This window comes from Gluconobacter kanchanaburiensis NBRC 103587, from assembly GCF_007988905.1.
In the GTDB taxonomy this organism is placed as follows: domain Bacteria; phylum Pseudomonadota; class Alphaproteobacteria; order Acetobacterales; family Acetobacteraceae; genus Gluconobacter; species Gluconobacter kanchanaburiensis.
Window position 1 is genome coordinate 85,129 of sequence record NZ_BJVA01000005.1, and the last position, 13,361, is coordinate 98,489.

Genomic DNA, 13,361 nt, shown 5'->3' on the forward strand with positions numbered 1-13,361 from the left:
TCATGCCAGCTTCGATACAATCTTCACCCGATACCTCCTGTTCCAGCCGTCGCAAAACCCTTGAACAGGTGCTGTTCGAGAACGATACGAACGGTCTCAAGCGCAGCCTGACGGCCACGCAACTGATCATCCTCGGCGTCGGCTCGACCATCGGGGCGGGCATCTACGTCATGACGGGTACCGCCGCCGCCGAATACGCCGGCCCTTCTGTCCTGATTTCTTTCGTGATCGCAGCATTGGCGTGCCTGTTCACGGCCTTCTCGTATGGAGAGCTGTCTTCGACGCTTCCCGTCTCGGGATCAGCCTATTCCTACGCCTATATTTCCATGGGCGAGAAAGTGGCCTGGATGGTCGGCTGGCTGCTCCTGCTGGAATACGGAATTTCCTGTTCGGCGGTCGCAGCGGGACTGTCGGGTTATGCCAGCTCCCTGCTCGGGCTCACGGGTCTCCATGTTCCCGCGGCCCTCACGCAGGCCACTCTTCAGCCCATTCCCGGGACAGCCGGCGCGCAGATTGGCGCGGGGTGGCGGTTCGACCTGATCGGCTTTACGGCAACACTTCTGGTGACAGCACTTCTGGTCAGGGGGATAGAGGAATCCGCCCGCGTCAATACGATGATCGTAGCTCTCAAGGTCGGTGTGTTGTTCGTTTTCGTGGCATTGGGCATCGGTGCCGTCGATCCCGCGAACTGGCATCCGTTCATTCCACCCAGCGAGGGCGGCTTCCATTACGGGGTGCACGGCATTTTTCGGGCGGCATCAGTTATCTTTTTCGCCTATGTCGGCTTCGAAGCCGTTTCTACTGCCTCCGCCGAAGCCCGCAACCCGACTCGCGACGTCCCGATCGGCATCATCGGCAGCCTGCTGATCTGTACGGTCGTCTATATGATCGTGGCGACCGTGCTGCTCGGGATCGTCCCGTATCGTCAGCTCGACGTTCCCGATCCGCTCGCCATTGCCGTCAGGATCATGCATACGCCCTGGCTTTCGCTGCTGGTCAATATCGGCGCGACGATCGGACTTTGCTCGGTCCTGATGGGGCTCATGTATGCACAGTCGCGGGTGCTTCTGACCATCAGTCGTGACGGATTGATCCCGAAGATCTTTTCTCTGATCCATCCGAGATTTCAGACACCGTGGATCGGAACGATCGTCCTGGGTATCGTGGTGGCCCTGATTACTGCGACACTGCCCATCGACATCATCAGCGATCTCGTCTCCATCGGGACGGCGGCAGCGTTCGGGATTGTCTGCTTTACGGTCATCTGGCAGCGCAACATGCATCCCGAGATTGTCCGTCCGTTCAGCGTGCCGCTTGGCGGCATTCGCATCCGGGGCTTCTGGATCGGCACCACACCGGCGCTCGGGATCATGTTCTGCCTCATCATGACCATCCCGCTGGTTTCAGACATGATTCATGCGGTCACAAGTGGAAATCCGGTCCCGCTGATCCTGCTGATCGTCTATCTGGCGTTGGGAACGGCGACCTATCTGTTTTACGGACGCCACCACTCGAAAATGCGCCCCGACCCCCCGTCAGCCTGACGACATCGACGAGCCGCCCGGTCCCGATCCCATTTCAGGTCCCCCGCCCGCCCCCATACCTGGGCCAGTGTAGCTACCCGGCGGTGGCCGTCCGATCGGTGGCGCCATCATGTTCCAGGGGTCCAGCCCGCCGTTCTGGGAAGGCATCTGGGGCGGCATCATCGAGAAACGAGAACGCGGCAGGGCTTCGGGGCACTCGTCCCTGATCCGCGCAATGATTTTCTCCCGGATATCGCACCGCAGGTCCCAGCTCTGAAGCGCCGTCCGGGCACTGGCAATGATGCGGATGGACATGACATGCGCGTTGCAGTCCGCGACCTGCACGTCGAATACGCGCCCATCCCATAACGGACAGCCACGCACGATCTCGTTGAGCATCTCGCGGATCCTGTCCATCGGCGCCTGATAATCGACCCAAAGGAACACAACGCCGATGATGGCCGCGGAATTATGTGTCCAGTTCTCGAACTGGTTTTCCAGAAAATACGAAATCGGCACGATATGCCGCCGCCAGTCCCAGACACGGAGCACCACATAGGTCGCGTTGATTTCCTCAACCCAACACCAGTCGCCGTTAATGATGATCAGATCTTCCATCCGGATCGGCTGGGTCAACGCGATCTGCACACCCGCGATCAGGTTCGTCAGAAGACCGCGCGCCGACAGGCCGACGATCAGGGAGGCCGCTCCGGCGGAGGCAAACAGGGACAATCCGTACTGCTTGACGGACGGGAACAGCATGAGGGCCGAAGCCACCGTCACGATGCCCACGAGAATTTCGGTCAGCCGTCGCAGAACGCGGATCTGCGTCTGGTGCGAACGGATCATGATATCGTCGGTCTCTTCCCGTGCGGCAAGCCGGTTAAGATAGACCTCCGTCATGATCCGAAAGACCATGATCGCGGAAAAGCCAAATGTCAGGATCAGCAGGAACAGGAAGAAAAGCTGAAGATCGCCTTCCTGAGTGGCGGTAAAGCCTGTAGCCGCCGGGAGTGCCGAAAGCATGGCCAGAAGCGCCACCATCAGCCGCGTAGGACGTCGCAGGGAAGAAACGATCCGCCGGATCAGCGCGGCCTTGCGGGACCCGGGTATGCGCAAAAGCTGCTTTGTTACGAGATTGCCGCAGTAGAACGCCAGCACCCCTATCAGAGCCAGCATTAGCACCGAAACAACGGGGGCTGGCAGCCAGGTGAAATAGGACCGTATGGCAAACAGGGTGCTGACGAAATGCTGCGTCACCAGTGGAGAAACTCCTTGCAGTGAGAGAGACCGGCGGGCGCTACACGAAACGCGGCACCAATTGGAAAATGGTCGCACTTCAAATGCCATGACGGGCACGGTCAATGCGACCCGAAAAAACATCTTATTTTCGTGGGATCAACGTGTTGACACCCTGAAAGATCCCCCTTAAAACCCCGCGACAACGCCGGTTAACCCCGGCAGGATGGCGGTGTAGCTCAGTGGTAGAGCAGGGGAATCATAATCCCTTGGTCGGCGGTTCAAATCCGTCCACCGCTACCATTCTTTTCCAGAAAACTGAACATTCTTAACTCTTGCCCTGCAAGCTGATGGTGGTTTCCTGTATCCTGCGCGGCATGATCAAGAAGCCCCTCGCTGTCGTGACGATGGTGTACAATGAGCCGGAACATCTGCGCGTCTGGTCCAGACATTATGGAGCGCAGGTCGGAGAGACCGCCTGTTATGTGATTGACCACGGATCTGACGACGGGTCGACCTCCCGTCTAGGACAGATCAACGTGTTGCGGATCCCGCGTTCACCCCAGGACGACGAGCGCCGGACCCGCGCCATCTGCCGGTTCTGTGACAGTCTTCTGGAGTGGTATGACAGCGTCATTTACACGGATGTAGACGAAATCCTGCTGGCCGATCCGGCGCTTTTTCCGTCCCTGACTGCATTCGCCCTGCTCAACCGTATGCCCATCGTGACCGCGACGGGTTTCGACGTCATTCATATTCCTGACGAGGAAGAACGGTTCGATTACAGCCGGCCTATATCGCTCCAGCGTCAGCATCTCCGTTTTTCCAGCGCGATGTGCAAGCCGGTTCTGACACGGATCCCCATTACATGGGCGCCGGGGTTTCACTGCTGCGAAGAAAGCGTACCCTCCCCTGGAGCTCCCCTTTTTCTATTCCATCTCCGGTATGCAGATCTTACATCAGGACTGGACAGGCTTGAGCGGACCAGAAACCAGCCCTGGGTTTCAGAAAATGCCGGCAGACACCAGCGCCTAGAAAATACGGATTGGGAAAACATGGTGCGTGCGATGGCCGGCCTGCCCCGCGTCGACAGTACGCTCGACACCAACGACGAACGCCTGGGTTTCTGGCGCCAGCAGGTCGAGAACAGCACCCTGTCACGGCTGCATGACCTCTACCGTCTGGATCTGCATCTGAGCGGAAACGAGCTCTGGCGCCTTCCTGACCGCTTCGTGGGCAGGGTCTGAAACACAAAAAAACCGGCCTCTACGGGCCGGTTTTTTGACGAACTGATAAAGAGGGTTCAGTCCGCCTCGACTTCTGCCGCACGGTGATCCTGTTCTTCGTCTGAAGACCGATCGGAACCGTGATCGACATCCCTGTCTGCGGATACCGCTTCGTCATCACCACGCTCGCCCCGCGCTTCACGACGGTCCTCATAGGCCCGCTGACGCTGGAGCTGACGTTCTGTCCGCTCCTGCTGGCTCTTCTCGGCAGCCTGGTTCATGGCATTGAGAATACGGAAATAATGTTCCGCATGCTGAAAATAGGCTTCTGCAAGAATACGGTCACCAGTTCCGGTCGCATCGCGACCTAACTGGAGGTACTTCTCGAAAAGCTGCTGTGCCGTACCACGGACCCGCAGATCAGGCCCGTTGCTGTCAAACACATGGTTGCGGTTCAGAGGTGTCTGGGCGTTGCTACTGCGTGACGGCCCACTGCCCGCACGATGATGCCGGCCTCTTATGCGCTTCATATTCATCGACCCGTGATGCACTTTCATGATGACGTGGAGCGCTCTGTATCCGCAGAAAGCTCCGACCGTCGCTGTCGAAAAAGACGTCCGTCTATTCCGCTATGGCTGAACCAGGTACAGCCAGTCTTCCATCGCCAGTTCATGATGACCATTGCATGATGATATGAACGATGGGCAAAGATGCGTCTGACGATGCTGCTAAAACATCTCCAATACGCATGCATTGGCAATAGCCATACCAAGTTCCATCAGTCAAGCCAACGGTTTTTCGTCACCGGATCGTGCCTATCCCGGCAATTGCAGAACAAGTGCCCGCTCCACCCCTCCCAGATCGGTCCTGCGCGCGACTTCCCGCAACCCATTCGATGCCCCCAGCGCGGAAACAGCATCAATCTGGCCAATTCCCATTTCAAGGATCGCATAGCCTTCCGGCACCAGAATCCCCGGCAGAAGACCACAGAGGATACGATAGGCATCCAGACCATCCGCCCCTCCATCAAGCGCCCGCGCCGGTTCATAGGAGACGACTTCCGGCATCAGTCCCGCCAGGTCGCCTGTCTCGATATAAGGCGGGTTGGACAGGACGATATCGAACCTTCCATGCAGGCTGTCCGTCCAGTTTCCGGCCATAAAGAAACATCTCTCACTCAGGCCGGTCCGGATGGAATTGCGGCGCGCCAGAGCAGCGGCTTCCGGGGCCAGATCGACCCCTAGTCCGGTTGCGTGGGGATATTCGGAGAGCGCCGCCAGCAGGAGACAGCCGGTTCCGGTACCCAGATCCAGAATGGAGAGCGGGGCATTTCGGTCAGGCTGGACGTTCAGGGCGGCTTCAATCAGGGATTCGCTATCCGCCCGGGGAATGAGGGTGTCGCGCCCTGTCTCAAGATCCAGAGTCCAGAAACCGGTTTCACCCGTAATGAACGCCAAAGGTTCTCGTTTCAGGCGCCGCTTCAGACCGTCAGAGAATCGTAGAGCCTGCTCGGGACATACATTATCCAGAGAGAGCAGTCCACCTAGATCCCGGTCCGTCGCCCAGCCCAGCAGCAGTCTCGCCTCACGCCGCGCATCCTCTATCCCGGCCTGCTCCAGCGCCTCTGACGCCTCCCGCAAAAGATCATCTTTGGCCATCACTGCCGCGAACCTGTTATAGTCAATATCATGACGTCCAAACGCGCCTTCCTCTATTCCGCCCTGCTGCTTGGCTGCACGCTCAATCCCGTTCACGCCCAGTCAGAACTATCCACGGAACTGCCCCCATCCTTTACCGTGACGGACGAGCGCGCGCCCGAAGAAATTTCGGAAGTCTCACGCCTGTATCTGGACGGCAATCTGGTTGCGACCTTCAGACTGGGACTGTCCAAGGCCCATGAGACGCAGACGATCCCGCTTCCTGTCGGTCGGTTCGACGTCGATTATGCTCTGTGTGGCGAAATCACCATCGTCCATAACGGGCATCAGGAAACCCATCAGGTCAGCAGTGAAGGACAACTCCACCATCCCGAAGGGCATTCGCTCGACGCCGTGGGGACAAATAACTTCACCGATTTCTTTCTGGTTGACTACGACGATGCTGCTGTTGCCACCCACCGGCATGGCCGTGCCGCCGTCTGCGCGACACCCAATACCTGAGGCTCAGAACCCTTCGGCGGCGAGCAGTTCGGTCTGCTCCTCACGGGTCAGGGCATCGATGATCTCATCGAGCTCACCGCCCATGATCCGGTCGATCTTGTAGAGGGTCAGATTGATCCGGTGATCCGTCACACGGCCCTGCGGAAAATTGTAGGTCCGGATGCGCTCTGAACGATCGCCCGTCCCGACCTGTGATTTCCGGTCCGCGGCCCGGGTGGCATGAAGCTGCGCGCGTTCCCGCTCATAAAGCCGGGCACGCAGGATCTTCATGGCCTTGGCCTTGTTCTTGTGTTGGCTTTTCTCTTCCTGCATCGCCACGACAATACCGCTAGGCATGTGCGTAATGCGAACCGCACTCTCGGTCTTGTTGACGTGCTGGCCGCCTGCCCCCGAGGCTCGGTAGACGTCAATCCGCAGATCATCGTCATTGACCGTCACATCGACTTCTTCGGCTTCAGGAAGCACGGCCACTGTCACCGTCGAGGTGTGGATCCGTCCCTGACTTTCCGTTGCCGGAACGCGCTGCACCCGATGCACTCCGGACTCGTATTTCAGACGCGCAAAAACCGACCGGCCTGAAATGGTCGCCATACCTTCCTTGAGGCCGGCAACTTCATTTTCGGCATATTCCATGACCTCGAAACGCCAGCCATTCTGTTCGGAAAAACGACGGTAGGCATCAAACAGCTCCGCGGCGAACAGTCCCGCCTCATCACCGCCCGCTGCCGGGCGGATTTCAAGGATGGCACTGCGCTCATCCGCCGCATCTTTCGGCAGGAGCGCCAAACGCAGGGCATGCTGAAGATCGGGCAAGGTCGCCTCGATCTCCGCCAGCTCCATCTGGGCCAACTCACGCATTTCTGGATCATCCAGCAGGGCCTGCGCCCCGGCTTTCTGTTCCTCAGCGCTTTTCCAGGCTTGAATGGAGGTGACCACGGGCTCCAGTTCGGCATATTCCTGCGACAGACGGGTAAAATCCTCACCCGTCAGTTCGCCGGAAGACATCAAAGCCTGGACTTCCTCCGAACGCGCGACAATCCGCTCGAGCCTGTCGTCAAAAGCCATCTGTTCAGGCGCGTCCTGCGCTCAGAATCTGCACCAGCTCTGCAACCGGAACTTCCTGCTGCTCGCGGCTCGAGAGGTCGCGAAGCTGTACGACATTACGGGAGATTTCCTCCTCGCCCAGAACAATCGCATGGGATGCACCGGACTTCACCACGCGCTCCATTCGCTTCTTCATGTTGCCACGGGTCTCGATCTCAGCCCGCAGACCAGCAGAGCGCAGAGCGCGAGCAATAGACGCAGCTTTAAGAACAGCTTCATCTCCCATCGGCACCAGCGCAATTCCAGCCGGAAGTTCAGGCACGCTATCCAGCAGCATCGCCAGACGCTCGATGCCCCCAGCCCAGCCGATCGCCGGGATCGCTGGACCGCCCATCTGCTCGACAAGACCTTCATAGCGACCACCGGCCAGTACGGTGCCCTGAGCCCCGAGTTTCGAGGTCACGAACTCAAAGGCCGTATGGCTGTAGTAGTCGAGCCCGCGGACAATGCGCGGGTTCTCGATGAAATCCACGCCAAAGGCCTGAAGGCTGTCACGCAGCGTGTCCCAGAACTGACGGGACTCATCATTCAGATAATCCGCAAAGGCCGGAGCGTCGTCGAGCAGCTTGCGGTCCTGCTCGGATTTGCTGTCCAGAATGCGTAGCGGATTGGCTTCAAGCCGGATCCGACTTTCTTCAGACAGCGCATCGGCATGGTCACGGAAATACGCCACCAGTGCGTCTCGCCAAGCCTGACGGCTGGCCAGATCGCCAAGCGTGTTGAGTTCCAGCGTGACGTGATCGCCCAAACCCAGCTCGCGCAGAATGTCCTGCGCCATGGCGATCGTCTCGGCGTCCCGAAGCGGACTTTCCGCACCGATCAGTTCCGCACCGATCTGGTGGAACTGGCGATAACGTCCCTTCTGCGGGCGTTCGTAACGGAACATCGGCCCGTGATAGAACACCTTCTGCGGCAGGGACTGCGTCAGGCCGTTCGTGACGAGCGCGCGGCAGATCGCCGCCGTGCCCTCGGGACGCAGAGTGATGCTCTCACCGCCACGATCCTCGAACGTGTACATTTCCTTGGACACGACATCGGATGTCTCGCCGAGGGTACGCGAAAAGACGCGCGTATCCTCGAAGATAGGCGTGCTCCATTCCTCGAAACCATAGGTCTGCAGAACCCGGCGCGCCGTCTCCACGACATGGTGGTGGCGGCGCATCGTCTCGCCAATAAGGTCGTGTGTCCCGCGGGGCGGCTGAAGTCCGGACATCAGTGCGCTGCCGGATCCATCAGCTTGGCCGTCGTGCCCTCTTCCTTGCTGGCTTCGATATCCGCAACCTTCTTTTCCACGAGATCCACAATATGCTCGATCATGTCGCCACCCGGCATCGTGTGGTCCTGACGACCGGCCGCGTAAACCATATGACGGCCGTTACCGCCGCCGGTCACACCGAGATCGGTCATCAGTGCCTCGCCGGGGCCATTCACCACGCAGCCGATGATGGACAGCGTCAGCGGTGTCTTGATGTGCTGAAGACGATCTTCCAGCGTCTGGACCGTTTCAACGACGTTGAAGCCCTGACGTGCGCATGATGGGCAGGAAATAATTTTAACGCCGCGATGACGCAGACCAAGGGACTTCAGGATATCCCAGCCGACCAGCACTTCCTCTTCCGGAGCAGCCGAGAGCGAAACACGCATCGTGTCACCCACGCCAGCCCAGAGCAGGTTGCCCAGACCGATGGAGGACTTCACCGTCCCTGCACGCTTGGAGCCGGCTTCGGTGATACCGATATGCAGTGGGTGGTCACAGCAATCTGCAAGCTGTTGATAGGCCGCGACCGCCATAAACACGTCGGACGCCTTCACGCTGATCTTGAACTCGTGGAAGTCATGATCCTCAAGGATCTTGGCATGTTCCAGAGCGCTCTCGACCAGAGCTTCCGGGTTAGGCTCACCGTATTTTTCGAGCAGATGCTTCTCCAGCGAACCGGCATTCACGCCGATACGGATGGAACAACCGTAATCCTTGGCAGCGTTGACGACTTCACGTACGCGCTCGGCGCTGCCGATATTGCCCGGATTGATTCGCAGGCAGGCTGCACCAGCCTTGGCGGCTTCGATGGCACGCTTGTAGTGAAAGTGGATGTCCGCAACGATAGGGACGTTCACTTCATGCACGATCTCCGCCAGCGCAGCTGTGCTGGCCTCATCCGGACATGAAACGCGCACGATATCCACACCAGCCAACTCGGCCAGACGGATCTGATCGATTGTGGCTTGGGCATCGGATGTCAGGGTGTTGGTCATGGTCTGCACGGAGATCGGGGCATCACCACCGACCGCAACCTTGCCGACATGGATCTGGCGCGACTTGCGACGCTCGATGTGCTGATAGGGACGGTAGCTGCTCATGATTTACCTCTTCGTGCCCGGAAAGGACCGGGAGCTCTGACCCAGTAGGCCGTATTCAGGGGCAGTGAGCCCCCCCTGACTGATGAATGGTTTAATGCGATGGAGACAATTGTTCCAGCGGCTGATGTTCAAGCTGCCGGGCATTCAGGTCATCGGCAGACGTATCGTGCGACGGAGACGGAACTTTTCGTTTCGCCACCGCAGGCTGCGGCGTGGAAACAGACACATCCTTTGCAGTGGCAGGAACCGCAGGCTGGACGGGTAGCGCGATTCCCGAGCCAAAAGCTCCGGACCTGATCCCCTCGGCTGTTACCTCAACATTACGCCTTACCTGCCCTTCCCGTCCCAGTGGCGCACTGGTCGCTCCAGCCGTGGTCAGGACGACCCCACCCGCGTTTCCGAACGACATCCGGAAAGGTGCCGCCGCCGGATCACCCTGCCAGCTCTCACCTGGCTGCATCACCCGTGAAATCAGCACATGGCCATCCCGGTCTCGGACCTGCGTCCAGACAGGCGACAGCGTCCTGACCACGACAGCCCCCTCGGGAACAGAAGGCGGGAGATCCGTTGCAGGCTGAGCGGCCGCAGGTCCTTTGGCGGAAAATCCGTCAGGAGATGTCTGAACCGGAGGAGATGGCTCAGCATCGTCGTCCGTTTCGGTGGAAGACACGAGACCCGGCGGCGTCGCAAGCTGCCCTCCCGACGAGGGTGCGACGGGAACGGAGCTGTACTGGTTCTGAAGAGGTTTTGTCTGCGACGGCGCAGCAGGAAGTGTCGCCGGGGAAGATGTCGCAACGGTCCCGGGAACGGAAACCGTAGCATGCGGCTCCGGTGTGGGCGCACGGCCAGGCATGACGGAAGCGACCTGAGGCGAGGTCGTGGCAGGTGTTGCAGCACCTGGCATCAACTCTGCTACGGCCGGAACCTGCCGCTGTGCCGGCGTGTCATGCGCCGAAAACTTGTACCACCCCACATACGAGGCGACCACGACAACGAGCCCTGCCCCGACCAGAACGCCGATCGGCAGTCCCCGGTCCCCTTCCGGCTGGGGAAAAACCAGTTCGGGCCTCCGAATGACTGCGCCTCGGGTATCCTGGCGGAAACGCTCGATCAACGCCTCCGCATCAAGTTGCATGGCGTGCGCGTAAGTTCGCAAAAACCCCACAGCATATGCGACGCCAGGCAGCTTCGTTACGTCGTCCTCCTCAAGCGCCGCCAACAGCCGGGGGCGAATCCGCAGCCATTCCGCGACATCCTCCAGCCGCCATCCCAGTTCCTCACGACGCTGGCGCAGCACGGTGCCAACACTTGGCTGGTCGGAGGGCGTCGGAAACGGGCGGTTGGAGGATGGAGGAGACATGACCGGAACGTCCGTTAGCTGGTCGCGTGGATGCGGGCTTCACGCTGTTGGATAGCATCAACAGCCTGCTGCACCAGCGTTGCGATGATGTCGGCGACCGGTCGGATTTCCTTGACCATGCCCACGGACTGCCCCGCCATGACAGATCCAGTTTCCACATCGCCTTCGATAACAGCGCGACGCAACGCACCGGCCCAGTAATGCTCGATCGAAAGCTGGGCTTCTTCCTTCGTCAGTTCGCCACTCTGGAACTTCTGAAGCGCTTCGCCCTGAAGACGTGCGTAGCGACGGCCACCTTCATTCGACAGACCTCGAACCGGAATAACCGGGAAAAGTTCGTCAAGCTGAACCGTCGTTACCGCATCGCGGGCATTGGCGCGCAGGAAAGCCTTCTTGAAGTTTTCATGGGCGATGCTTTCATGAGACGCTGCAAATAGCGTTCCAAGCTGTGCACCAGCCGCCCCCTGTTCCAGATAGGACAGGATCGCATCGCCACGCCCTAGCCCACCAGCGACGAACACCGGCACGTCACGGATATGCGGCAGGATCTCCTGCGCCAGAACCGTGAGTGAAACGGGACCGACATGACCGCCCGCTTCCGAGCCTTCAATGATCAGGGCTTCGATACCCATGCGCACCAGACGCTTGCCCAGGGCCAGAGCGGGCGCGAAACCGATTGCTCGCGCTCCCCCATCGCGCACCTTGCGGATCGTGGCGCTGTTCGGCACCCCGCCCGCCAGCACAATATGCGAAACATCATGTGCCAGACAGACATCCACCAAGCGATCCAGCTCGGGATGCATGGTGATCAGGTTCACGCCGAACGGACGCTTCGTCAGAGCCTGTGTCGCGACGATTTCCTCTTCCAGCCGCTCGGGAGACATCGCACCACAAGCAATAACGCCAAAGCCTCCGGCATTGGAAATCGCGGAAACCAGATGCCGTTCGCTCACCCAGGACATGGCCCCGCCGAGGATCGCGACTTCACTGCCGAGGAAGTCACACCCCGGTTTCCACAGCCGATCCAGCGTCGCGCGGGCGTTCAGGGTCGCGCTCACGCCTCGATTCCCTCTCTCGCATCAAGGCCATAGGCCGTGTGCAGGGCGCGCATGGCGAGTTCCGTATATTCGGAATCGATCAGGACGGAGATCTTGATCTCGCTCGTGGAGATGACCTGCACGTTGATTCCGCGATCGGCCAGTGTGCGGAACATCCGTGCGGCCAGACCCGCATTCGAACGCATCCCGATGCCTACGACACTGATCTTCACCACATTGTGGGATGTAATCAGTTCGCCATACTGGACGTATTCGCGAGCCTTCTCCAGCACGGCGCGGGCGGCGGCCTCGTCAGCCTTGCTGACCGTGAAGGTCATGTTCGTCATGTTGTCCACGCCAACACTCTGGACGATCATGTCGACGTTGATGTTCGCGACTGCCAGCGGGTCGAAAATCGCAGCGGCGATTCCCGGACGGTCCGGAATGTTCCGTACGGAGATTTTCGCTTCGTCATGCGAGTTGGCAATCCCCGCAACCAGTTCCTTCTCCATGATCTCGTCCTCATCAACCACAATCGAACCGCTGTCGTCATCCGTTTCCGCGAATGATGACAGCACCCGCACCCGTACACCCTCGCGCATGGCGAGACCGACGCTGCGGGTCTGAAGTACCTTGGCGCCTACGGAAGCCAGTTCAAGCATCTCTTCATACGTGATGCGATCCAGTTTCTTTGCGCGTTTCACGATGCGCGGATCGGTCGTATAGATCCCGTCCACATCGGTATAAATATCACACTGATCGGCATTGATTGCAGCAGCCACAGCCACGGCAGACGTGTCCGATCCCCCGCGCCCCAGAGTTGCGATCCGTTCGTCAGGCCCTACGCCCTGAAAACCGGCAACTACGGGAATAATCCCATCATCAAGACAGGCCAGAAGGCCCGTACCGTCCACGCTTTCAATCGCGGCCTTGCCGTGTGCCTCGTCCGTAACGAGCGGAATCTGCCAGCCTTGGAAAGACCTCGCCTTAACGCCAAGCGCCTGTAGAGCGATGGACACCAAACCACTCGTCACCTGCTCACCAGCGGCAACAACAGCATCGTATTCTTTCGGATCAGCCAGCGGGTCCAGTTCGGCGCAGTATCCGACCATCCGGTTCGTCACCCCCGCCATCGCGGAGACGACAACCGCGACACGGCGTCCGCGGTCTTGTTCCGCCTTCACGCGTTTCGCAACATTCCGAATGCGCTCGATATTTCCGACAGACGTGCCGCCGAATTTCATGACCACCGTCATCCGTTTCCCGTTCTCGGCGTGACTGGCGGCCTTGGGCTCGGCACGACCGGAAAACTGGTCGCGGACGGAAGTATCGGGCGTGGACATCGCGGATTGGGC

General features: G+C 59.5%; 12 protein-coding genes and 1 tRNA gene. 4 read left to right on the forward strand and 9 right to left on the reverse strand.

Going from position 1 to position 13,361, the window contains the following annotated elements:
- Window positions 1–2: 2 nt before the first annotated feature.
- Window positions 3–1,544 (forward strand): amino acid permease, encoded by a 1,542-nt coding sequence (locus GKA01_RS05800; protein ID WP_146860115.1) that lies wholly within the window; start codon window positions 3–5, stop codon window positions 1,542–1,544.
- On the opposite strand, the gene GKA01_RS05805 is transcribed toward GKA01_RS05800, so the two are convergent.
- Window positions 1,536–2,783, reverse strand: coding sequence for a mechanosensitive ion channel family protein (locus tag GKA01_RS05805; protein WP_146860117.1), 1,248 nt, complete (start codon window positions 2,781–2,783; stop codon window positions 1,536–1,538). The two genes, GKA01_RS05800 and GKA01_RS05805, sit on opposite strands and share 9 nt — an antisense overlap.
- 207 nt (window positions 2,784–2,990) lie before the next feature.
- On the opposite strand from GKA01_RS05805, the gene GKA01_RS05810 reads away from it, so the two are divergent.
- Window positions 2,991–3,065, forward strand: a tRNA-Met gene (locus GKA01_RS05810).
- A 47-nt stretch (window positions 3,066–3,112) separates the two neighbouring features.
- Window positions 3,113–4,009, forward strand: a complete 897-nt coding sequence (locus GKA01_RS05815) for a glycosyltransferase family 2 protein (RefSeq protein WP_228119787.1) — start codon at window positions 3,113–3,115, stop codon at window positions 4,007–4,009.
- Window positions 4,010–4,065: 56 nt separating this feature from the next.
- Here GKA01_RS05815 and GKA01_RS05820 read toward each other — a convergent pair whose 3' ends face one another.
- On the reverse strand, window positions 4,066–4,524 hold the full coding sequence (locus GKA01_RS05820; RefSeq protein ID WP_228119814.1) for a DUF4167 domain-containing protein: 459 nt from the start codon (window positions 4,522–4,524) through the stop codon (window positions 4,066–4,068).
- A 279-nt stretch (window positions 4,525–4,803) separates the two neighbouring features.
- Window positions 4,804–5,646, reverse strand: coding sequence for a peptide chain release factor N(5)-glutamine methyltransferase (gene prmC, locus GKA01_RS05825; protein ID WP_194265803.1), 843 nt, complete (start codon window positions 5,644–5,646; stop codon window positions 4,804–4,806).
- A gap of 30 nt (window positions 5,647–5,676) precedes the next feature.
- Between prmC and GKA01_RS05830 the strand changes: the two genes are divergently transcribed.
- The gene (locus GKA01_RS05830; protein ID WP_146860123.1) at window positions 5,677–6,147 is read left to right on the forward strand and encodes a hypothetical protein; all 471 of its coding nucleotides are present in this window, start codon (window positions 5,677–5,679) and stop codon (window positions 6,145–6,147) included.
- Window positions 6,148–6,150: 3 nt separating this feature from the next.
- Here GKA01_RS05830 and prfA read toward each other — a convergent pair whose 3' ends face one another.
- From prfA to GKA01_RS05860, 6 genes are all read right to left on the reverse strand, one after another.
- Window positions 6,151–7,212 (reverse strand): peptide chain release factor 1, encoded by a 1,062-nt coding sequence (prfA, locus tag GKA01_RS05835; protein ID WP_146860125.1) that lies wholly within the window; start codon window positions 7,210–7,212, stop codon window positions 6,151–6,153.
- Between the two features lie 4 nt (window positions 7,213–7,216).
- Window positions 7,217–8,464, reverse strand: coding sequence for a histidine--tRNA ligase (gene hisS / locus GKA01_RS05840; RefSeq protein ID WP_146860127.1), 1,248 nt, complete (start codon window positions 8,462–8,464; stop codon window positions 7,217–7,219).
- Window positions 8,464–9,609, reverse strand: coding sequence for a flavodoxin-dependent (E)-4-hydroxy-3-methylbut-2-enyl-diphosphate synthase (gene ispG, locus GKA01_RS05845; RefSeq protein ID WP_141351147.1), 1,146 nt, complete (start codon window positions 9,607–9,609; stop codon window positions 8,464–8,466). Before ispG ends, hisS begins: the two co-directional genes overlap by 1 nt.
- 91 nt (window positions 9,610–9,700) lie before the next feature.
- A complete protein-coding gene (locus GKA01_RS05850) occupies window positions 9,701–10,969 on the reverse strand; it encodes a helix-turn-helix domain-containing protein (protein ID WP_146860129.1) in 1,269 nt (422 codons plus the stop codon).
- 14 nt (window positions 10,970–10,983) lie between these two features.
- Window positions 10,984–12,027, reverse strand: a complete 1,044-nt coding sequence (locus GKA01_RS05855) for an NAD(P)H-dependent flavin oxidoreductase (RefSeq protein WP_146860131.1) — start codon at window positions 12,025–12,027, stop codon at window positions 10,984–10,986.
- Complete coding sequence (locus GKA01_RS05860; RefSeq protein ID WP_146860133.1) at window positions 12,024–13,349, reverse strand: aspartate kinase; 1,326 nt, start codon at window positions 13,347–13,349, stop codon at window positions 12,024–12,026. Before GKA01_RS05860 ends, GKA01_RS05855 begins: the two co-directional genes overlap by 4 nt.
- Window positions 13,350–13,361: the final 12 nt, after the last annotated feature.

What these genes read in the sequence shown, in the direction of transcription:
- GKA01_RS05800 (WP_146860115.1), top strand. Translation starts at nt 3, where the DNA reads ATGCCAGCTTCGATACAATCTTCACCCGATACCTCCTGTTCCAGCCGT.
- GKA01_RS05815 (WP_228119787.1), top strand. Translation starts at nt 3,113, where the DNA reads ATGGTGGTTTCCTGTATCCTGCGCGGCATGATCAAGAAGCCCCTCGCT.
- GKA01_RS05820 (WP_228119814.1), bottom strand. Translation starts at nt 4,524, where the DNA reads ATGAATATGAAGCGCATAAGAGGCCGGCATCATCGTGCGGGCAGTGGG.
- prmC (WP_194265803.1), bottom strand. Translation starts at nt 5,646, where the DNA reads ATGGCCAAAGATGATCTTTTGCGGGAGGCGTCAGAGGCGCTGGAGCAG.
- GKA01_RS05830 (WP_146860123.1), top strand. Translation starts at nt 5,677, where the DNA reads ATGACGTCCAAACGCGCCTTCCTCTATTCCGCCCTGCTGCTTGGCTGC.
- prfA (WP_146860125.1), bottom strand. Translation starts at nt 7,212, where the DNA reads ATGGCTTTTGACGACAGGCTCGAGCGGATTGTCGCGCGTTCGGAGGAA.
- hisS (WP_146860127.1), bottom strand. Translation starts at nt 8,464, where the DNA reads ATGTCCGGACTTCAGCCGCCCCGCGGGACACACGACCTTATTGGCGAG.
- ispG (WP_141351147.1), bottom strand. Translation starts at nt 9,609, where the DNA reads ATGAGCAGCTACCGTCCCTATCAGCACATCGAGCGTCGCAAGTCGCGC.
- GKA01_RS05850 (WP_146860129.1), bottom strand. Translation starts at nt 10,969, where the DNA reads ATGTCTCCTCCATCCTCCAACCGCCCGTTTCCGACGCCCTCCGACCAG.
- GKA01_RS05860 (WP_146860133.1), bottom strand. Translation starts at nt 13,349, where the DNA reads ATGTCCACGCCCGATACTTCCGTCCGCGACCAGTTTTCCGGTCGTGCC.